Annotated in this window: 18 protein-coding genes; 9 read left to right on the top strand and 9 right to left on the bottom strand. The window is 63.4% G+C overall.

All coding sequences use genetic code 11. The features are described 5' to 3' along the window. Positions 1–13: 13 nt before the first annotated feature. A complete protein-coding gene (locus GFD25_RS10970; protein WP_163232806.1) occupies positions 14–487 on the bottom strand; it encodes a nucleoside deaminase in 474 nt (157 codons plus the stop codon). A gap of 150 nt (positions 488–637) precedes the next feature. Here GFD25_RS10970 and GFD25_RS10965 point away from each other — a divergent pair, with 150 nt between their 5' ends. From GFD25_RS10965 to pknB, 7 genes are read left to right on the top strand one after another with little or no spacing between them, the layout of a single operon-like run. Continuing rightward, a complete protein-coding gene (locus tag GFD25_RS10965; RefSeq protein ID WP_163232787.1) occupies positions 638–1,339 on the top strand; it encodes an FhaA domain-containing protein in 702 nt (233 codons plus the stop codon). A gap of 18 nt (positions 1,340–1,357) precedes the next feature. Beyond that, positions 1,358–1,891, top strand: a complete 534-nt coding sequence (locus GFD25_RS10960) for an FHA domain-containing protein FhaB/FipA (RefSeq protein WP_163232785.1) — start codon at positions 1,358–1,360, stop codon at positions 1,889–1,891. Between the two features lie 7 nt (positions 1,892–1,898). After that, positions 1,899–3,554: a PP2C family protein-serine/threonine phosphatase gene (locus GFD25_RS10955; protein ID WP_163232783.1), complete on the top strand. Its 1,656-nt coding sequence runs from the start codon at positions 1,899–1,901 to the stop codon at positions 3,552–3,554. Next, on the top strand, positions 3,551–4,939 hold the full coding sequence (locus GFD25_RS10950) for an FtsW/RodA/SpoVE family cell cycle protein (RefSeq protein WP_163232781.1): 1,389 nt from the start codon (positions 3,551–3,553) through the stop codon (positions 4,937–4,939). Before GFD25_RS10955 ends, GFD25_RS10950 begins: the two co-directional genes overlap by 4 nt. After that, entirely contained in the window at positions 4,936–6,414 is a 1,479-nt protein-coding gene (locus GFD25_RS10945) for a peptidoglycan D,D-transpeptidase FtsI family protein (protein WP_163232779.1), read from the top strand. The genes GFD25_RS10950 and GFD25_RS10945 overlap by 4 nt, the downstream gene beginning before the upstream one ends. Next, positions 6,411–7,526 carry a serine/threonine-protein kinase gene (locus GFD25_RS10940; RefSeq protein WP_239512551.1) on the top strand — a complete coding sequence of 372 codons (1,116 nt, stop codon included), beginning with the start codon at positions 6,411–6,413 and terminating at the stop codon, positions 7,524–7,526. The genes GFD25_RS10945 and GFD25_RS10940 overlap by 4 nt, the downstream gene beginning before the upstream one ends. Then, positions 7,523–9,688: a Stk1 family PASTA domain-containing Ser/Thr kinase gene (gene pknB, locus GFD25_RS10935; protein WP_163232777.1), complete on the top strand. Its 2,166-nt coding sequence runs from the start codon at positions 7,523–7,525 to the stop codon at positions 9,686–9,688. Before GFD25_RS10940 ends, pknB begins: the two co-directional genes overlap by 4 nt. 153 nt (positions 9,689–9,841) lie before the next feature. Here pknB and GFD25_RS10930 read toward each other — a convergent pair whose 3' ends face one another. The 3 genes from GFD25_RS10930 to GFD25_RS10920 form a co-directional block, all read right to left on the bottom strand. After that, a complete protein-coding gene (locus tag GFD25_RS10930) occupies positions 9,842–10,486 on the bottom strand; it encodes an anthranilate synthase component II (RefSeq protein WP_163232775.1) in 645 nt (214 codons plus the stop codon). Between the two features lie 246 nt (positions 10,487–10,732). Further along, on the bottom strand, positions 10,733–12,013 hold the full coding sequence (locus GFD25_RS10925; RefSeq protein WP_338024660.1) for a class E sortase: 1,281 nt from the start codon (positions 12,011–12,013) through the stop codon (positions 10,733–10,735). Further along, entirely contained in the window at positions 12,010–12,780 is a 771-nt protein-coding gene (locus GFD25_RS10920; RefSeq protein WP_163232773.1) for a DUF881 domain-containing protein, read from the bottom strand. The genes GFD25_RS10925 and GFD25_RS10920 overlap by 4 nt, the downstream gene beginning before the upstream one ends. An 88-nt stretch (positions 12,781–12,868) precedes the next feature. Between GFD25_RS10920 and crgA the strand changes: the two genes are divergently transcribed. Then, positions 12,869–13,342 carry a cell division protein CrgA gene (crgA, locus tag GFD25_RS10915; RefSeq protein ID WP_163232771.1) on the top strand — a complete coding sequence of 158 codons (474 nt, stop codon included), beginning with the start codon at positions 12,869–12,871 and terminating at the stop codon, positions 13,340–13,342. Between the two features lie 13 nt (positions 13,343–13,355). Here crgA and GFD25_RS10910 read toward each other — a convergent pair whose 3' ends face one another. The 4 genes from GFD25_RS10910 to GFD25_RS10895 form a co-directional block, all read right to left on the bottom strand. Beyond that, positions 13,356–14,807 (bottom strand): THUMP-like domain-containing protein, encoded by a 1,452-nt coding sequence (locus tag GFD25_RS10910; protein WP_204314890.1) that lies wholly within the window; start codon positions 14,805–14,807, stop codon positions 13,356–13,358. Between the two features lie 306 nt (positions 14,808–15,113). Then, positions 15,114–15,410 carry a transcriptional regulator gene (locus tag GFD25_RS12440; RefSeq protein ID WP_338024659.1) on the bottom strand — a complete coding sequence of 99 codons (297 nt, stop codon included), beginning with the start codon at positions 15,408–15,410 and terminating at the stop codon, positions 15,114–15,116. Between the two features lie 156 nt (positions 15,411–15,566). Next, positions 15,567–16,643, bottom strand: coding sequence for a hypothetical protein (locus GFD25_RS10900; protein WP_163232769.1), 1,077 nt, complete (start codon positions 16,641–16,643; stop codon positions 15,567–15,569). A 747-nt stretch (positions 16,644–17,390) separates the two neighbouring features. Beyond that, entirely contained in the window at positions 17,391–18,179 is a 789-nt protein-coding gene (locus tag GFD25_RS10895; RefSeq protein ID WP_163232767.1) for a rhomboid family intramembrane serine protease, read from the bottom strand. Positions 18,180–18,330: 151 nt separating this feature from the next. Here GFD25_RS10895 and GFD25_RS10890 point away from each other — a divergent pair, with 151 nt between their 5' ends. After that, positions 18,331–18,555, top strand: coding sequence for a hypothetical protein (locus GFD25_RS10890; RefSeq protein WP_163232766.1), 225 nt, complete (start codon positions 18,331–18,333; stop codon positions 18,553–18,555). Between the two features lie 120 nt (positions 18,556–18,675). Here the strand turns inward: GFD25_RS10890 and GFD25_RS10885 are convergent, their stop codons facing one another. After that, positions 18,676–19,908: an esterase/lipase family protein gene (locus tag GFD25_RS10885; protein ID WP_163232764.1), complete on the bottom strand. Its 1,233-nt coding sequence runs from the start codon at positions 19,906–19,908 to the stop codon at positions 18,676–18,678. Positions 19,909–20,057: the final 149 nt, after the last annotated feature.

The following is a 20,057-nucleotide window of genomic DNA, read 5'->3' as shown; positions in this document are numbered from 1 at the left end:
AAATTAGCGTCGATCAACGTCGCGCGGCGAAGAACTCGCCGAGCACGCGCGCGCATTCCGTCTCGCGCACCCCGCCGATCACCTCGGGCGTGTGGCCGATGTGCGGGTCGCGTGGAATGTCCCAGATCGAACCGCAGGCGCCGAGCTTCGCATCCCACGCGCCGAACACGATCCGGCCGATATGGGTCTGCACGCAGGCGCCGGCGCACATCGGGCACGGTTCGAGCGTGACCGCCAACGTGCAGTCGGCGAGATTCCAGCCGCCGAGCCGGAGGGCGGCCTCGCGCATCGCCGCGACCTCGGCGTGGGCGAGCGGGTCGCCGTGCGTTTCGCGGGTGTTGCGGCCTTCGCCGATCACCGCACCGGACGCGTCCAGCACCACCGCGCCGACCGGCACCTCGCCCTCTCCGGCGGCCTCGGCGGCGAGCGCAAGCGCCCGCGCCATCGCCTCGTCGTACGTCGTGCGGCACGTCCCGGATGATGTCATGTCCGTCATGGCTCCCCAGTGTAACGGGATGACGCCAAAGCCCCACGAACGTGGAAATTTTGCACTCAAATGGACGTGTTCGGGGTCCGATTTTGGCCTAATTCCCCACTGCCGCGTAGGATGGGTGAGGATATGTAGAAAGGGATCACCATGAGCGTTCTCGACCGTTTTGAGAAAAGTGTAGAAGGCGCGGTCAATGGCGTGTTCGCCAAATTCGGGTCCAAGGACCTGCAGCCCGTCGACCTCTCCAGCGCCCTCGAACGCGAAATCGACAATGAGGCGATGCCGGTGGGACGCGACCGCACGGTGGCTCCGAACGAGTACCGCTTCAAGCTGAGCACCCCCGATTTCGACCGCATCGAGCAGTGGGGTTCCGAGACCCTCGCCAATGAGCTGGCGGACAATCTGACCCAGTACGCCAAGAGCCAGCATTACGCCTTCGTCGGCCCGGTCGTGGTGATCTTCGAAGAGGACCTGGACCTGACCAAGGGCAATTTCAACCTGAGCTCCGAATCGGTGCAGGGCAACGCGGTGCCGGTCACCACGAACGAGCAGTCGCAGTCCGAGCCGATGCTCGAGGTCAACGGCAACCAGTACCTGCTCACCAAAGAGAAGACGGTGATCGGCCGCGGCTCCGGCTGCGACATCATCATCGACGATCCGGGCATCTCCCGCCGTCACATGGAGATCGACATCACGCCGAACGGCGTCATTGCCCGTGATCTCGGCTCCACAAACCACATGTACATCGAAGGCCACCAGGTGCCGATCGCCACGCTGCTCGACGGCAACACGATCACCATCGGCCGCACACGCATCCTCTACTGGGCTTCCGCGCAGGATCAGGAGTAAGCCCGCGAAGGAGCCGTCATGACCGAATTGACCTTCGCGATCCTCAAATACGGGTTGCTGGCCCTGCTGTGGGTGTTCGTATGGCTTGCCATGCGTTCCCTGCACAAGGACATGGAAACGTTCAGCCCGCACACGTCGCGCACGCACCGCCGCAAGGAGCGCCGCGCGCGCAAGGCCGCCGAATCCCCGGCGCCCGTGGCCACCTCGTCCGCCATACCGGTGAAGACGCCGGTGGCCGAGCGCCCGAACGCGGCGAGCGACCTGACCCTGCTCGTCATCATCGACGGACCGCTCGCGGGCGCCTCGGTGCCGCTGAGCGGCAGCTCGATCACGATCGGCCGCGCCGCGTCGAACACCCTCGTGCTTGAGGACGAGTTCGCCTCGTCGCATCATGCCCGTGTATACAAGGATCCCGTCACCGGCTCCTGGGCCATCGAGGACCTGGGCAGCACGAACGGCACGGTCGTCAACGGCCAGCGCATCAACTCCCCCACGATTCTTTCCGCGCGCGTGCCGGTGCGCATCGGCGCGACCACCTTCGAATTGAGGTGATCGCCCTATGCCGAATTCCGCCGCTTCGCAAACCTTGTTCCTGTATTCCACGACCGTGTCGGACGTGGGTACGGTCCGCGCCAACAATCAGGATTCGTCGTTCGCCGGCGAGCATCTCGCCGCCATCTGCGACGGCATGGGAGGCCACGCCGGAGGCGATACGGCGTCGACGATCGCGATCCGGTCGCTGGCGCACATCGAGCACGACGACATCGACGGCGATATCCAGGCGGTCGCGCATGTGCTGGAATCCTCGGTGATCGCCGCGCATGACGCGATCGTGGGCAAGGCGAAGCACGAGCGGAAACTGGCCGGCATGGGCACCACCGTCGTCGCGGTCGTGCTGGTCGCCGGCTATTGGGTGCTCGCGCACATCGGCGACTCGCGCGCGTACCTGCTGCGTGACGGCAAACTCACGCGCATGACGCATGACCACAGCTATGTCCAGCATCTGATCGACATGGGCCGCATCACGCCGGCGGAGGCGAAGAACCATCCGCAGCGCAACGTCGTGATGCGCGTGCTCGGCGATTTCGACATCGATCCGAGGCCGGACATCGCGATCCGCAAGGCGCATCCCGCCGACCGCTGGCTGCTGTGCTCGGACGGCCTGTGCGGCGTGCTCGAGGATTCCACGATCGAACAGGTCATGGCCGACTGCACGAACCAGGAGGAGTGCGCGCAACGTCTGGTGGGCATGGCGCTCAAGGCCGGCAGCACCGACAACGTGACCGCGGTGATCGCCGACGCGACGCTCGCGCTCGACACCGATGCCTTCGAACTGCCGCATCAGACCCTGCTGGTCGGCGGCGCGGCAAGTTCCAGCCTGGAAACGATCGCCGATATCGTGAACGCGCCGGTGGCGACCGCCCCGGCGTTGCGCGCCGACCTCAGTTCGCCGGCGACCCGCGCGGCAAAGCTGATCCAAGGCCACGGCGACGACGACAAGACCGTCAAACCGGCAGGACAGTCGTCCCGTGTGGCCCAGCCGTCGACCGTACGCGAGGAGATCGGCGACCGCGAGGTGCCCGACACCGGCGAGATTCCGGTCGTGCAGAAGTCGGACGGACGCATCACCACGGATCCAAGCGATCCCGAGGTCGCCAAGGCCATTCATCGCGAGCAGGCAGCGCAGCGCAAGGCGACCCGTTCGCGGCATCATCGCAACCGTTTCATCGTGATTCTGAGCACCATCGTCGCGTTGGCCGCGCTGGTAGGTTGCGGCTGGGGCGCGTACGCGTGGAGCCAGAGCAAGTACTATCTGGCGAACGGCGACGGCGTGATCACGATCTATCAGGGCGTGAACACGAACCTGTTCGGCGTCTCGCTGTCGCATGAGGTCGAGAAAACCGACATCGAAGTGTCGTCGCTGCCCGAATCATGGCAGTCGCAGCTCGAACAGGGCATCACCGTCGACTCGCTCGACGAAGCCAAGGAGCATGCGACCTTCATCGAGAAGGAGCGCGACAAGGAGGCCCAGAAGAACCAAACGTCCGATACGCCGAGCTTCGGCGCCGCCGACAACGCGATCGACAACGGCGACGGCAAGTCAGACTCCTCGGGGGTCTCCGGCTCAAGCAATTCCGACAAGTCCAGCAGTTCCAACGATTCCAACAAATCCGATGCCAGCACGAGCACGTCGAACGGAGGTGACGCGCAATGATCGCGACCCGATTGCGGCAGATATCGCTGTTGCTGCTCGCCATGGCGATCGGATTCATCGCGTTCCTGCAGATGTTCGAACGCACCACGGGCGGCTTCCCGACGAACTACGCGGTCGCGCTCGGCCTCGTCGGCGTCCTGTACCTCGTGTCGTGGGGTCTGGTGATCCGGTTCCAGCCGTACGCCAGCCAGTCGATCATGCCGTGCGTGCTGCTGCTGAGCGCGCTTGGCACGACGATGATCGCGCGTATCGACCATGCGAAGGACACCGCGATCGGCTTCCGCCAGCTGCTGTGGATCGCGGCCGCGCTCGTGATCTGCGACGTGCTGATCGTGGCGTTGCAGGATTACCGCATCCTGCGCCGGTTCTCCTACGTGAGCATGGTCGTCGGCCTGGTCCTGCTGCTGTCCCCCATGATTCCGGGACTCGGTGCGAACATCAACGGCGCTAGCGTGTGGATCAGGATCCCGTTCACTTCCAGCACCGTGCAGCCGGCCGAATTCGCGAAACTGTTCCTCGCGTTCTTCTTCGCCTCCTACCTGTTCGACCACCGCGACCAGCTGGCCGTCGGCGGCAAGAAGTTCCTGGGACTGCAGCTGCCGCGCATCAAGGACATGGGCCCGATCATCATCATCTGGGGCGTGTCGATGGGCGTGCTCGTCATGCAGCACGATCTCGGCACGTCGCTTATGTTCTTCGCGATGTTCGTGGCGATGCTGTACGTGTCGACCGGACGCAAGAGCTGGATCGTGATCGGTCTGGTCGCGTTCGCGGCCGGCGCGGTCGTGGCGGCCCGGATCTTCACCCATGTGGGCGCCCGCGTGGACGCGTGGCTCCACCCGTTCGACAACGAGCTGTACAACCAGGAGTTCGGCGGTTCGTACCAGATCGTCACGGGCCTGTTCGGACTCGCGTCGGGCGGCCTTGCGGGCACCGGTCTCGGCCAGGGCCATCCCGATCTGACGCCGTTCGGCAACTCCGACTACATCTACGCGTCCGTGGGCGAGGAGCTCGGTCTGGCCGGCCTGCTCGCGGTGCTCGTGCTGTATCTGATCATCATCGCCTCCGGCTTCATCACCGCCATGAAGATCAAGGACGGTTTCGGCAAGCTGCTCGCCTCCGGCCTCGTCTTTACGATGGCGTTCCAGGTGTTCACGGTCGTCGGCGGCATCACGCTGGTGATCCCGCTGACCGGTATGACCATGCCGTACATGGCCGCCGGCGGTTCGTCGATCATCGCGAACTACGTGCTCGCGGCGCTGCTCGTCGTCATCTCGAACGCGGCGAACAAGCCCGAGCCGCCGACCGACCTGTCCGAAACGTTCCAGTATGAGGCGCTGGCCGCCTTGCGCGACCACGAACTCAAGGAGCGTGGTAACCGATGAACAAATCCCTGCGCCAGCTGTTCACGGCCGTACTGGTATTGTTCGTGATCCTCGGCATCTCCAGTTCCATCTTCACCGCGATCGTGCCCGACCAACTCAACGCGGACTCGCGCAACGCCCGTTCGCTGTACCGCACGTACGGCACGCCGCGCGGCGCGATCCTCGCCTCCGACGGCACGGTGATCGCCCAGTCGACCGCGACGAACGACTCGTTCAAATACCAGCGCCAGTACACGAACGGCGCACTGTACGCACCCGTCACCGGCTATTTCTCGATCACGCACGGCATCGGACCGACCTCCAACGGCATCGAGAACTCGCGCAACGCGCTGCTCAGCGGCCAGGCCGACGCCCTGCTGTGGGAGCGGGTCAAGGCCGTGCTCGCCGGCACGCAGAACACCGGCGCCTCGATCGAGACGTCCATCAATCCCAAGCTGCAGGAGCTCGCGTACCAGCTGCTCGACGGCAAGGACGGTTCGGTCGTCGTGACCGAACCGAAGACCGGCCGCATCCTCGCGATGGTGAGCACGCCGAGCTATGACCCGAACACGCTGGCCACGCATACCACGGCCGACGCGAACAAGGCGTTCCAGCAGCTCGTGTCAGACGAGTCGAACCCGATGCTCAACCGCGCGATCCGTCAGCTGTACCCGCCGGGGTCCACGTTCAAGACCGTGGTCGCGGCCGCCGCGCTCGAAACCGGCGACTACGAACTCGATTCGCAGATTCCCGCCGGTTCCAGCTATACGCTGCCCGGCACGAACACCGGCCTGACCAATTCGAGTTCGGCCGGCGACGGCGCGAACGGCAAGATCTCGCTTGAGGACGCGATGGCGTACTCGTCGAACACCGCGTTCGCCCAGCTGGGCGTCGCGCTCGGCACCGACAAGGTGACGGCGATGGCTGAAAAGCTCGGCTACGACAAGTCGATCACCGTGGACGGCACGACTTCGACCGGCAGCCCGATGACTTCGGTCGCGGCGAAATTCCCGTCCGACCCGACCGACGACCGACTTGCGCTGGCCTCGATCGGCCAGGGCGACAACCAGATCACCCCGCTGCAAAGCGCGATGATCGCCTCCGCGATCGCGAACGACGGCGTGCTCATGAAGCCGACGCTGGTCGACCGCGTGCGCTCAAGCGATCTGTCGGTCATCTCGGAGACGAAGGCGCAGGTGATGAGCCAGGCGTTCAGCGCCGATACGGCGAACAAGCTCACCACGGCGATGGAATCGGTGATCACCAAGGAATACCCGTCGTTGCAGATCGACGGAGTGAAGGTGGCCGCGAAGACCGGCACCGCGCAGATCGGCACCGACAACCAGAGCATCGACGGCTGGATCCTCGGCTTCGCCCCGGCCGACAACCCGCAGATCGCGATCTCGGTGGTCGTGCATAATACCGACGTGTTCGGTTCGCTGGCCGCGGGCCCGATCATGAAATCGTTGATGGAGGAGGCGTTGAAGAAGCAATGAAACTGATCGAAGGACAGCTGATTCACCGCCGGTACCGTCTCGACCGCCGACTCGCGCAGGGCGGCATGGGCGAGGTCTGGAAGGCCTACGACATCCAGCTCAACCGTCCGGTCGCCATCAAGGCGCTGCGCTCCGACCAGTCCAACATCGAGTCGAAACTCCAGCGGCTGCGCGCGGAAGCGCATAATTCCGCCAATCTTGCGCACCCGAACATCGCCGCGCTGTTCGAATACTACGAGCACGACGGCATCGGCTTCCTCATCATGGAATACGTGCCGTCGAAGTCGCTCGCCGACCTGTATCACGAGCGCGGCGCGATGCCGCCGACCGAACTGCTGCCGATCCTGATCCAGACCGCGCGGGGACTGTTCGTCGCGCACAGCCACGGCGTGATCCACCGCGACGTCAAGCCCGCGAACATCATGGTCGCCGACAACGGCGAGGTCAAGATCACCGACTTCGGCGTCTCCTATTCGACGAACCAGGAACAGATCACGCAGGACGGCATGGTCGTGGGCACCGCCCAGTACATTTCGCCCGAACAGGCGCAGGGCCAGCAGGCCACGCCGCAGTCCGACATCTATTCGCTCGGCGTGGTCGCGTACGAGGGCCTGTGCAGGCACCGTCCGTTCACGGGCGCGACGCCGGTGGACATCGCGGCCGCGCACGTCAACGACCCCGTACCGCCGCTACCCGAGACGATCGACTGGCAGTTACGTCAGTTCGTCATGTCGATGCTGGAGAAGGATCCGCGCGACAGGCCGAAGGACGCGCTCGTCGTCTCGCGCACGCTGGCGCGCATCGAACGCCGGCTGCTCGATCAGGAGACCGCGGCCAGCGACGACACGATGGTTTCGTCCGGACGCCTGCTGCGCCGCGTGTCCAGCAAGCCGCACGCGGTGAACACGCTGCTGCGGGCGATGGATCCGAAGACGATCATTCCGGCGGGAGACGCGCCGATCCCGGCGGCTCCGATCGTGGCGGACGCGCAGTCCGCGCCAATCAGCCCGGCAACGCCGATGACAAGCCCGGTCGACGCGCCGACCGGCATACCCACCAGCTTGGATAAGGCCGCATCCGATATGCGGGAATCAAGGAAGGAACAGCAATGAGCAGCACGATGCCCAATTCGCTCGCCGATGGCCGTTATCAGCTCGGCCAGCTGATCGGACGCGGCGGTATGGCCGAGGTGCGCGTGGCATTGGATACGCGCCTCGGACGCACGGTTGCCGTCAAGATCATGCGTGCTGACCTGGCCAACGATCAGATCTTCCTGTCCCGGTTCCGCCGTGAGGCGCACGCGGTCGCCCAAATGAACAATCCGAACATCGTCAACATCTACGATTCGGGCGAGGAGACGGTAACCGCAGAGGACGGCGGCACCGAGCACCTGCCGTATCTGGTGATGGAGTACGTGAAGGGCCAGACCCTGCGCGACATCATCAAGGCGAACGGCGCGCTGTCGCAGCGCGACGCCGAACAGGTGATGCTCGGCGTGCTCAACGCGCTCGAGTACTCGCATCGCATGGGCATCATCCACCGCGACATCAAGCCCGGCAACATCATGATCTCCGAGCAGGGCATCGTCAAGGTCATGGACTTCGGCATCGCGCGTGCGCTCGACGATTCCGCGGCGACGATGACCCAGTCGCAGGGCGTGGTCGGCACCGCGCAGTACCTCTCCCCCGAGCAGGCGCGCGGCGAAACCGTCGACATGCGCTCCGACCTGTACTCGGCCGGCTGCGTGCTGTACGAGATGCTCACCGGCCGTCCCCCGTTCACCGGCGACTCGGCCGTGGCGATCGCGTACCAGCATGTGTCCGAAGTGGCGACGCCGCCGAGCGCGCTGGTGCCGGGCCTGCCGAAGATGTGGGATTCGATCTGCGCGAAGGCGATGGCCAAGGACCGGCAGAACCGGTACGCGACGGCCGCCGAGTTCAAGACCGACATCCTGACGTTCATGAACGGCGGCGTGCCGGTGGCGACCGCGTTCAACCCGCTGACCGACCTGTCGAACATGAAGGCCCGCAAGCAGGCCGAACAGAACGACCCGACGGCGACCGCGGCGATGAGCCCGACGATGGCCATGCCCACGGCCGCCATGCCGGGTGCGGCGGAAACGGCCACGACGCAGGCGTTCAACCCGGTGACCGGCCAGTTCGAGGCGATCCCGGCCATGCAGCCGGCCGGCGGCACCACGGTCAAGTCGCGCGCCGAACAGCGCGCCGAGGCCGCGCAGGCGAACCGCAAGAAGAAGATCATCATCGGATCCATCATCGGCGCGATCGTGGCGATCATCGCCATTCTCGGCATTTACGTAGCCTTGCACGGCGGCGCGAGCATGGTCGAGGAGCAGGTCGAGGTGCCGGACTTCACGTCGATGTCGGGCGTGACCAAGGACAAGGTGCGTGCCGAGCTGAAGAAGCTGGGACTCACCCCGAAGATCACCGACGATGCGACGTCCGACAAGCCCGAAGGCACGGTGACCAAGCAGGATCCGGACGGCGGCACGAAGGTCGACAAGGGCACGACCGTCGAGGTGTGGTTCTCGTCCGGCCCGCAGTCGACGACCGTGCCGGACGTGAGCGACATGACGCAGTCCAAGGCGATCAGCACGCTGACTTCGGCCGATTTCAAGGTGGCCGACACCGTGCAGACCGTCGACAGCACGATCGAGAAGGACAAGGTCGTCAAGACCGATCCCGAGGCCGGATCGTCGCAGGCCAAGGGCAGCACGATCACGCTGTACGTGTCCACCGGAAAGACGGCCATGCCCGACGTGACCGGCCAGCCGCTCGGCGCCGCCCAGCAGACGCTGACCGGCATGGGTCTCGGCGGTTCGATGAGCACGTCCGAGGAGTACGACGACAACGTGCCCGAAGGCTCCGTGATCAGCACGAACCCGGCGGCCGGCGAATACGTGGATTCGACCATGACGATCTCCATCGTCGTTTCGAAGGGCAAGCAGCCGGTGAAGCAGGTCACGTTGCCGACCACCATCGCGCTCGGCACGAACAGCGCCACGGTGAGCGCGGTCACCGCCCAGCTTGAAGCGCTGGGTCTGAAGGTCGAGATCGCATCCGGCAATCCGACCGACGGCACCGCGATCGTGACCGCGGTCAACCCGGGCCTCGGCCAGACGGTCGACGAGGGTTCCACGGTGACGCTGACCACCAAGTCCGCGACGAACTCCGGCAGCAACGGCGGTTCCGGTGACAATTCCGGAGACGACGGCGGGAACGATGGCGGGAACACCGGCGGTGACGGCAACTAACGGGTCACGCCGGCGGACACCGGTTCCGGACCGCTGCATATGACACGAGGGGGCGGCTTCCATGGGATATGGAAGCCGCCCCCTCGGTCGTAAGTGGGACAGCCGTCGTATCGGTCGACAGCCGTCTCAGGCAGCCGTCGATGGCCGCAGAGGCTACTTGCTCACCTTCGGCTGGAGTCCGGCCGACTTGGCGACGGCGTTGTCCTGACCGCACACGACGAGCCAGTTGGCAAGCAGACGATAGCCGTCCTGCGTCATCACGGATTCGGGATGGAACTGCACGGCGTACATCGGCAGGTCGCGGTGCTTGATGCCTTGGATGATGTGGTCGCCCTGCGTCCACGCGGTCACGACCAGTTCGTCGGGAACGGAATCGGGCTCCACGGCCAGCGAATGATAGCGCGTCGCGGTCATCGGATTGGCCACGCCGGCGAAGATCTCGTCGTCGATATGTTCGACCTGGCTGGTCTTGCCGTGCATGATCGTGGGCGCGTGGTCGACCGTGCATCCGAACACCTCGGCCAGCGCCTGCAGGCCGAGGCAGACGCCGAACATCGGCTTCTTCTCGGCGGCGCACAGACGAATCACGTCCTCGCTGGAGCCGGACTCGGCCGGAGCGCCCGGTCCGGGGGAGATCAGCACGCCGTCGTAGCCGTCCAGCACGCCGGGCTTGGACGGGTCGATCGCGTCGTTGCGCACCACGTCCACCGTGGCGCCGAGCGTCTTCAGATATCCGACGATCGTGTACACGAACGAATCGTAGTTGTCGACCACCAGAACGCGTGCCGAATCGGTCATCTTGTCTCCTTACGCAAAAAGAGCCACAGTGCAATACTGTGGCTCAGTGTAGTCGAGGGCTCCGGAGGCGGCCTGCCCGTGCCCATTTTTACTGCCGACGCTGCAATTACGGACTCGCCCGCCGGCTCTCCTCCGGCCGTGCAACAAAGGACTCACCTACGGCGAGACCCAGACCGACCTTCGCTCGACTATCGTCTCACTCAGGCTGAGCCTACGCAGAGCCCACCGGGCTCTGCGCCTAACGGCTCAGACAGTGAAGTTCGACATCTGCCTCAAGTACGGGATATTCGATGCGGCCCATGGGAATCCCCATTGGAACAGCGCACAGGTCGCCAACAGCGCCAGTATCAGCAGCAGCACCACACGCACCGGCAGCACGCCGGGCTGATGGCGCGCCAGCCATCCGTAGATGCTCGCATCAGGACGACGACGGGCGCCGGAACGGATCGCACGCAGCACCGGGAACCGCCATGCGGCCAGCGCGGCGAGGAAGATGACCACGTATGCGAGCACCGCGAACAGCATCACCGGTTCGAGCGAATCCAGCTGCGCGGCGACATCCGTCACGGACGTCGCGTTGTTCGTGAACGCGATGCCGCCATTGCCGCCGTTCGTCGCGAGTTCCTGCGGCACGCCGTCCGACACCTTCGCCCAGTACTTGAGTTCGCCGTAGCTGATCCAACGGTAGATCGGGTCGGAGTACTTCGGTTCGCACGTCGTCATCGTGATCATGCGCTTGGTCGGCGTCCCGCCGGGATTCTGCGGGTCCGCGCCGATCACGCGCACCTCGGTCGGCAGCACGATCTCCTTGCTGGTGTACTGGTAGACGTACCAGTAGTCCTGCGTACGAACGATGATCGCGTCGCCCTCCTGCAGCTTGTCGACGTCGCCGAGCGGCTGTCCGTAGCCGTTGCGGTGGCCGGCGATCGCGAAGTTGCCGACCTGTCCGGGCCACTGCGTTTCGGTGTAATGGCCGAGACCATGCTTGTTGAGCTGCTCGAGCGTGGTGCCCTGCACGATGTTGCGTTCCCAGTTCTGGCCGAACCGCGGAATGTAGATGGTGGCGATCAGATCGCCTTCGTTCGCCGACTCGGGCTGCGTAGGAGGATCGCCCTGCTGCGCCTGCGCGACCTTCGTCGTATCGCCGTTGGCCGGTGACGACCATTGCGCCGACTGCAGCGTCTCCTGCTGCGTGTGCTGCGCCTGCACGCCGGTCCACCACATCTGCCACACGATGTACAGGGCGCAGATCGCGGCCGCGGTGAGCAGCAGTTCGGCAAGGATGCCGAGAGCCTGCCACAGCCAGCTGCGTTGTTTGCCGTTGCGAGCGTTGCGACGGCGACGCGTGCCAACGGACGAGTAGGGATCGTCTCCGGCCGGTCCGGGGTAGGCAGCGGGATATCCGGCGCCGCCTACCGGCGGAATCGTTGCGGTCCGTTCCCCCGCCGGCTCGGCGAAATCGCCGATCTGGGCGAACGAGTCCATTTCGATCGCATTGGGCTGGTTGCCGTTGTTCGCATGTCTCACTGTGCATCCGCTTCCTGCGCCGTCTCATCGACGCTCGAGTATTGCAGCGACTGAAGCAGCGCCGCGGTTTCCGGGAATTGCAGGTCATCCTTCGTTTCGACCTTGTAGCCGATGCCGAACGCGCTGACATATTCCTTGAAGATCTTCATCGCGCTGGAGTCCTCCAGCGCCTCAAGCATGCCGTCGGCCGGGCCGATCGCCGAAATCGTGTACGGCGGCGAATACTTGCGGCCCTGCAGCAGCAGCACGTTGCCCTGGCAGATCACGGCCGAGTTGAACAGCACGCGCTGGTCCTGGATCATCATCGACTCCGCGCCTCCGGCCCACAGGGCGTTCATCACGGATTCGATGTCCTCCTGATGGATCACGTAATCGTTGATGTTCGCCGTGGAACCGGAGTTGTCGACCATGTTCTCCCACAACGGCGAATCGTTGAGCGTCACCGTCACGCCGGGGCCGTGCACCGCCGACAGCATCGTGCCCGAGCCCGCGTTCTCTCCCCCGGTCGTCGTGTCCGACGAGTTCGTCAGCGTCTTGTTGAGCGTATCGATCTGCGAGCTGAGCCGGGCGACGTCGTCATTGAGCTGGTCAACCTGCTTGACGCGCTGCTCGACCAGATCGGCGGTATCGGACGACACGACGACCGTACGGTTGATCCGCACGTTGGTCGACAGCAGGAAACCGCTCAGCGCGACGACGAGGAACACGGCCGTGCCGCTCAGCCACGACGCACGTTTGGCGACGTGTCTGCCGGTATGTTTCGCCATGCTTCCTCCGTACTCACGAGCCGCTTGTCACTGAGTTCGAGTCTAGCCACTATTATGACTTTTAGCCTAAATAAAGGAGACTACGCTGATGGCAGATACCGACGAGCAGAAGGATTGGCAGGCCGAGACCGCCGACGAAGGCACCGCGGCCGACACGGCCAAGACTGCCGAGAACACCGAAGACACCGAGAACACGACCACGGACGCTGCGGCCGAGGACATCGCCGCGGCCGAGGACGAGGATTACGGCGTGCCGATGGACCAGGTGGAGGCCGTGCTCAACGCCACTGCCGACAAGGATTCGCTCACCCCGCAGATGGCGCGCATGATGGCCCGCCAAGCCGAGAACACGAAGCGCGTCGAGGAGACGATCAAGGGCACCAAGTCGAACCCGCGCTGGTTCGTGCCGCTGTTCTGCACGCTGATGATCATCGGCCTGATCTGGGCCGTGGTGTACTACCTGACCACCAACTATCCGATTCCGGGCATCGGCGCGTGGAATCTGGGCATCGCGTTCGCGATCATCATGGTCGGTTTCATCATGACCATGTGGTGGCGGTGACGGTTTTGTCCCGTCACGCTTTGTGACACCGCAGAATCACATGCTTGGCTCCGGCGAGCGTGGTGGCGAACAGGTAGATGTCGCCGCCGTCGTTCAGCCGGAGCTTTTTACGTAATTGGGCGACGGTGAGCGGAAAGTTGCGCACGGCGACGTTGGCTTTGGCCACGTCGGCGAGCGCCCGCTTGAGTTCTTTCTTGCCCATTGCGGTGACGGTGTCGACGGCGAACGTCCTCCCGGGGAAACCGGCGATCGGCCGGTCGTCGCCGGAAACGAAAAGGTGACTGTTCGGACCGATCTGGGTGAGCCCGTAACGGTCTTCGACGAGCGCGAAGCAGCCGGCCTTCATGATCGACGCGTTAGGCTCGTACAGGTAGGTGATCTTCTCCGGCAGCGGCGCAAGGCCAAGAGAGCGGTTGGTCGCGGCCGTATCCGCCGGATCGTATTCATAGTCCAGCCTGTCGCCGTCGTTGACGCAATACACGCGCACTTTCCCGCCGTGGTGCTTGGCGCCCGCCGCCCCCGGCACTTCTGCGCCCTCTATCAGGGCAAGCTGTCCGTCGGCCAGAGACTCCGACATGGCCACTCCTTCTGCACCCCCTGCTGCCAGGGCAAGCTGTCCGGCTCTGGCGCCTGTAGCCTCCGGCACGTCTGCTCCCCCTGCCAGGGGGAGCTGTCCGGCTTTGCCGGACTGAGGGGGTACCGATGCCATCCGCCCCTCATCATCCGTCACCCGCGCCCGATCAAGCACGAGCAGCAGTTCCTTGCACTCGTTGCCGGTGGAGACGATGTGTACCTCACTGACCGCGCCGCGGAAATCGCCCACGGCCTTGCGCCAGTCGAGCATCGGGGACAGTTTGATCATCACATGCGGCGCGGCGGCAAGCAGCCGGTCGCGCAGGGCGAGCACGTCGGGCGTGCAGTCTTCGATGGCGACCGTGCGGCCGCCGTGCTCGTCGCGTCGGGCCGGGTCGACGAAGATCAGCGTGGCCGTTTCACCGTCCAGCACGGTCTCCGCATCGCCATTGATGACCGTCACATGGTCCAGTCCCAGCGCCCGCATGTTGTGTTCGGCCAGTTCGCACAGATGCTTCTGCCGTTCCACGTATATCGCCCGTGCGAATCCGCGGGCGATATACGAGAAGTCCACGCCGAAGCCGCCGGTCAGGTCGATCGTGCTTCCGTTCGCGGCGCTGCGCTCCCCCACGATCCGCCGCGCGACTTCGGCCTTGTATCGTGCGGCGAACTCGGACGAGCACTGCTCCATCGAAATGTGCGGCGGGTACACGATTCCCTCGCATGCCGCCCACTGCGGCAATTTGGTCCGCGCCGTCTGCCAACCGGCGATCTGATCGAGCGCGAGCGGCAGGTCAAGGCCGCCTACGCGCTTGGCCTTGAGTGCCAGGTCGCGCACGTCTTCCGTGCGGTGTTCGGCCACGAACCGGGCGGTTTCGGAGGATATCAGCATGCGTTCCAGCGTATCCGCCGCCCGGGATTGCCTCACGCGGCGGCTTTCTCCAAACCTTGAGGCAAATTCCGGGTCTTACACCGGTCTTTCTCCAAACCCTGAGGCGGCCACGCTGGCCGACACCCCGCCGACGCCATCATTCTCACCCCTGAAAGAGGGGAAAAGACGGCGTGACCGCCTCAAGGTTTGGAGAAAGACCCCTACGAGACAGGAAAACCGCCTCATGGTTTGCGAAAAGCTCCAACACCCTCGCGGGTTTTGCATGTTGAAGGACGATTCGGGTCCGAGTTCCGACCGCCAAATACGTCACGCCATGCCGGCGATGAGCTGGAGCGCTGCGATGTGGGAGGCAAAGGCTTCGGTGCCTTCGTCGGTGAGCGACACCCAGGTGATGTCGTGCCCGTTGCGGTTCCCCGGGCGCTTGTCGAGGGTGACGTAGCCGTTTTCCGCCAGCACCTTCAGGTGCTTGGAGCACACGGCGTCGCTCACGCCGAGCATGTCGCGGATCGCGGCGAACTCGATCTCGCCGGCGCTGTGCAGCATGCCGCAGATGCGCAGGCGCATCGGTGCATGGATCACCTCATTGAATTGCGGCTCACTCACGATGCACCTCCTTTCCGCGGTTTTGGTTGCGTCGGGGCCGGCTGCCGGACCAGGCTGTGCGCAACAAGTTCTGGTCCGACCTTGCCGGCCAAGTTTTGCACACTGCCCCAGGCAGACGCCCGGCGCACGAAATTCTTATCATACCGGCCATGCCGATCACGCTCCCGCCGCGATCGCGTCTCGCTGCTTGCGGTCGTACACCCATCCGAGCACCGAGAACAGCACCACGAACACCGCACCGCCAACCGCCAGTTCCGCCATCGGCACTTCAGGATGCCGCGCCATGCGGCCGAGTGTGTACCCGGCAAGATAAACGGGGATAATGCACGTCGCGCACATGCCGATGTACAGCGCCCAGCAGACGCGGGTCGTCGGTTTCATGCGCAGATCAAGGTTGCTGTTACGGATCCAACGGACCATGCTCACCGTCATGCCGATGATGCAGACCAGCAGGAACAGCACGTCGATCGAGAGCGTCCATTCCTGGCGCACCACCATCTGGGCAAAATTCGCGATGCACGCGATGACCGCCATGGCGCAAACGGACTGGCATGGGTACAACCACCACGGGGCGACGACCAGACGCGAGGCTTCACGGCGTTCGGCGTCGGGCAGTGCGCGGAATCGCGCCATCGTCCACAGTTCGCCGTTCGCGCCATACCGTCGTCGGCCACCGCTGTCGAGTTGGAATTCGGTCATCGATCCGCCGGCCATGATGTAGTCGTGGGTTTCGCGGTTGGTCAACTGTGCGAACAGCAACGTCACCGCTCCGGACACGACCGCGATCAGTACGCCGGCCCACCCGGGCATCGGCACGATCATGACGACGGACGAGGCGACGATGTAGGTGGCGAACGCCGCGATGACGTACGCCCATCCTTTGCGCGTCGGCGGGAGAGCAGATGCTCGAAAGCCGCTTTTGATCACGGCATGCGACAGCACTCCGATCGCGCCGCACATGGCGACCAGCAATGCGATATAGGCGATGATGAAGTAGGCGTCGTTGGCGCCCAGCACGTCGAAGGCGTTGTTGCGCGTCGCCCACATGAACAGGATGACGATGGACGTGGCGATCGCGATGACGATGTTGAACCACAGTGGCGTGGCGAATTTCCGAGCGACGGTTTCGCGGTCGGCGGTGAGGAAGGAGAGAGCATCCGCGGCGGAGAGCCGGGACGGCGATGCTGCTTGAGGAGCAGCGGCAGTCGGATTGGGTCGGGTACTGCGGTTCATGATGACTTCCTTGTGCTGAATGCCGATGATGTACGACGGCGAATACGGTGAGCTGACGGACTGCGTCTGTCGGGAACGATCGGCACCGCTTACGGCGAGTGGACGATCGTGTGATTGATTGACCGGTCCGGAAGCGTTCACGGGTTGCGCATCACCATGATTGTTTCCGTTGTGGAAAGCATAACACTTTCCACAACGGAAAGTCAAGTGAAGAACAGCCAAAACATACGAAACCGGGTTATCCACAGCAATATGCCAGTAGGCACCACCCGGCTTATCCACATCGCAAAATGGCGTTATTGCAACGATTTTTCTGTGTTATCCACCAGTTATCCACAGGTTATCCACCGCATCCGACTACGTTATCCACTCGAATTGTTCACTTATCCACTGGTTTTCCACATAGTTATCCACATCATGTGGAAAACAAGAATCGTATGCCGTACACAAGCCCATTGTGGATAACTTTGCACACATCTTGTCCACAATGCGCAATCGTTGCAATTCCAAGGTTTTCGCTATCCACAACCACATCGAAACCCTATTTATCCCCCACTTATCCACCGATTCTCCGCAGTTATACCCAAGTTATCCACACGGTTTTCCACATCATGTGGAAAACTACACCCATGTAATTCATCCACATATACTTGTGGCCCTGACTTCCGCCGCATCGGGGAAATCAGGGCCACAGCAAGACGCGTCAGCGGTGCGATCGACACCACGAACGCCATCACCATCGCCGGGTCAATACAGCAGTCCGGCGACGCTCAACGGATTGGACAGATTGCACAAAGCGATCAATGCCACGATCAGCACGAACACGCCCACGCCGTACACAGTCGTCCGGTATTGCAGGCTTTTGCCGCGCGTCCACCGCAACTTGGGCGACACCAGCAGCCAGGTGAACAGGGCTCCGATCAGGAATCCGCCCACATGCGCCTGCCATGCGATATTCCGCACGACCACGGGCATCGCGAAATTGATCACCATCCACACCATCATCGAACTGATGTCGGCCCCGATACGCCGGTACACGATCAGCATCGCCGCGAACAGACCGAACAAGGCACCGGACGCGCCGTACGCGGCGCCCATCCAGCCAGCCGGACGGATCACGCCCCACAGCATCATGCCGAGCCCGCCTCCGATGCCGGACAGCACATACAGCACGAGGAACGGCCAATGGCCCATCATGCGTTCGAGCAGCGGGGCCACCGACCACAACGTCAGCATGTTGAACATGATGTGCAGAATCGACGTCGGCTGATGCAGGAACATCGAAGTCAGGAACGTCCACGGATGACGCACGGCGAGCATCGGCTGGAACGCGCCGAAATTCAGCAATGCATTCAGCCCGTCCGGCCAGACGATCGATAGCAGCAGCTCGACCAGCCAGACCGCGACGCAGACCAGCAGGATCGCGGTGGTGAACACCGGCCCGTTGTCACGCCAGTGATACCGGATCGCGCGTTTGTTGAACAGGTCGCGCAGGGAAGGGGAACTCGGGAACAGACTGAAACCGTGGTATGACATAGGCTCACTGTATCGGACAGGCGGGGACCGCACGACATGCCGGATGACAGATGCGCATAAATCCACCCAATCGACACATTCGGCGTTCTAAGATGGGGACAGAGTTGGCTTGGATGGGCAAGCCGGCCGCACGATTGGGAAAGGAGCCGTCATGGAGAACAAGTCTTCTAACGGTTGGAAGTTCTTTGCGCTGCTGTTCGGTGCTCTGCTCGCCGGTCTGGTGGGTCTGTACATCTACAAGCAGCAGAACCCGGATTACGATCCGTGGGAGGAACCGTGGGAGAACAGCTCGTCGCCGGTTGATCTGGGCCTGGCGAAGAGCACCGACGAAGCCGAAGGCGAAAAGGCCGAGGAAGCCGCTCCGGCCGAAGCCTGATCCGGTTCGTACCGATACATACATGATGATCCCGTACCGCCGTATGCGGTACGGGATTTTTCGTAGCCGAGAACCGGCCTTTGACCGTGACGTTCACGGCCGCGAACAGCGGAAGTCGCCTTACAGTCCGCGTCGTTTCAATTCGGCGACGATCTGCACATAAAACTCGCGTACATCGAATCCGGGAATGTTCTCACGGTTGAGATCGATCATATCCGCATGCGAGATGCCGCGCGTGCCGTTGGGCTCCAGCCAGATGAATCGTTCGCCCCAGGGGAACGAGGGCCGGGACACCAAGCCGTCATTCGGGCCGTCGAACCATTTGACCAGCGGATAGGTGAAGTTCAGCGGGAACTTGCCCGTGGTGGCCCGCCTGAGCTTCGAACCGAAGCTCTGGCACACGATGCCTGAGAACGGGTCGGCCGGGTCCGGCTCGATCGGCGTCACGCCCGGGGCTGTCGTCTTGTCCATTTCGCGCCAGTCGCCGATCCTGGCATTGAGCCTCGCGCAACCGGACTGGGTCAGATCATGGACTGCGGCCATGAAATCGGGATGTGCATCACCCAGCCGCGCGGCGGCCGCATTGTATGTCGCGGCCACACGGTTCTGCACCGAGGTAGGAATCTTCGTCAGCAGATAATCCGCGAATCCGCATCCGCGATGCGGCGTATTGATGGTGGTAAGCGAGGCGACCATCGGCGCGGCACCGCATCGCGCGATCGCATACCGCATGTCCAGTCCGCCTTTGGAATGGGCGATGATGTTCACCTTGCCGCAGCCGGTCGTCTCCACAATGCGCCGGATCCGTTCGGTCAGCTCACGTGCAGCGTCCGGTACCGATGCGGCAGACTGATGTTCGCCGTAATACACCGTCGCACCATTGCGTTGCAACTCGCCAGGGATCCGCCCCCAGTAATCAAGTACTGCGGTGTCGCGGAAGAACACGCCATGCACCAGCAGTATCGGGTATCTCGTGGCACAGATACGTCTGGGTGCCCGTGACCGGTTTAGCACTTCCTTGGCCGACTCGAACCGTACCTCATTGTCTACGGTGCGAATGATGAGCCGCAATGCAACCAGGTTCGCGATCGGAATCCATCCGCAAAGAATGCCGATGACACGGATTTTCAGGCCAAGCTGTACCGAAGTGAGGTATACGATGACGATGCCTATCCAAAAAATCGCAAATTCGATGCCGATCACGGCGAGCAGCACGCCCAGCCATACGGGCCAGTCGTGTGGCAGCCATAGCACTGCGGAGACGATGAATCCGATGGTGGCCAGCAACGAGGTCCACCAAAACAATTTCAGCATGATCACGCCGAATCGGCATGCCCTGATACGACCGGTCATGTATCCCCCTAGTTCAGACCTGTGCGTTTGTGCTCATTGTATCCGCCACTGGGGAACGGGGTGAGGGGCCGTCGGGAATACAGATATGCGGAAAGCCCCGGACCGTCGTGGTTCGGGGCTTTCGTTAAGTTAAATTGCGGCGGTGTGCT

This window comes from Bifidobacterium aerophilum (assembly GCF_010667685.1).
In the GTDB taxonomy this organism is placed as follows: domain Bacteria; phylum Actinomycetota; class Actinomycetes; order Actinomycetales; family Bifidobacteriaceae; genus Bifidobacterium; species Bifidobacterium aerophilum.
The sequence above is the reverse complement of the archived record's forward strand: the minus strand, read 5'-3'. Positions and strand labels throughout refer to the sequence as shown.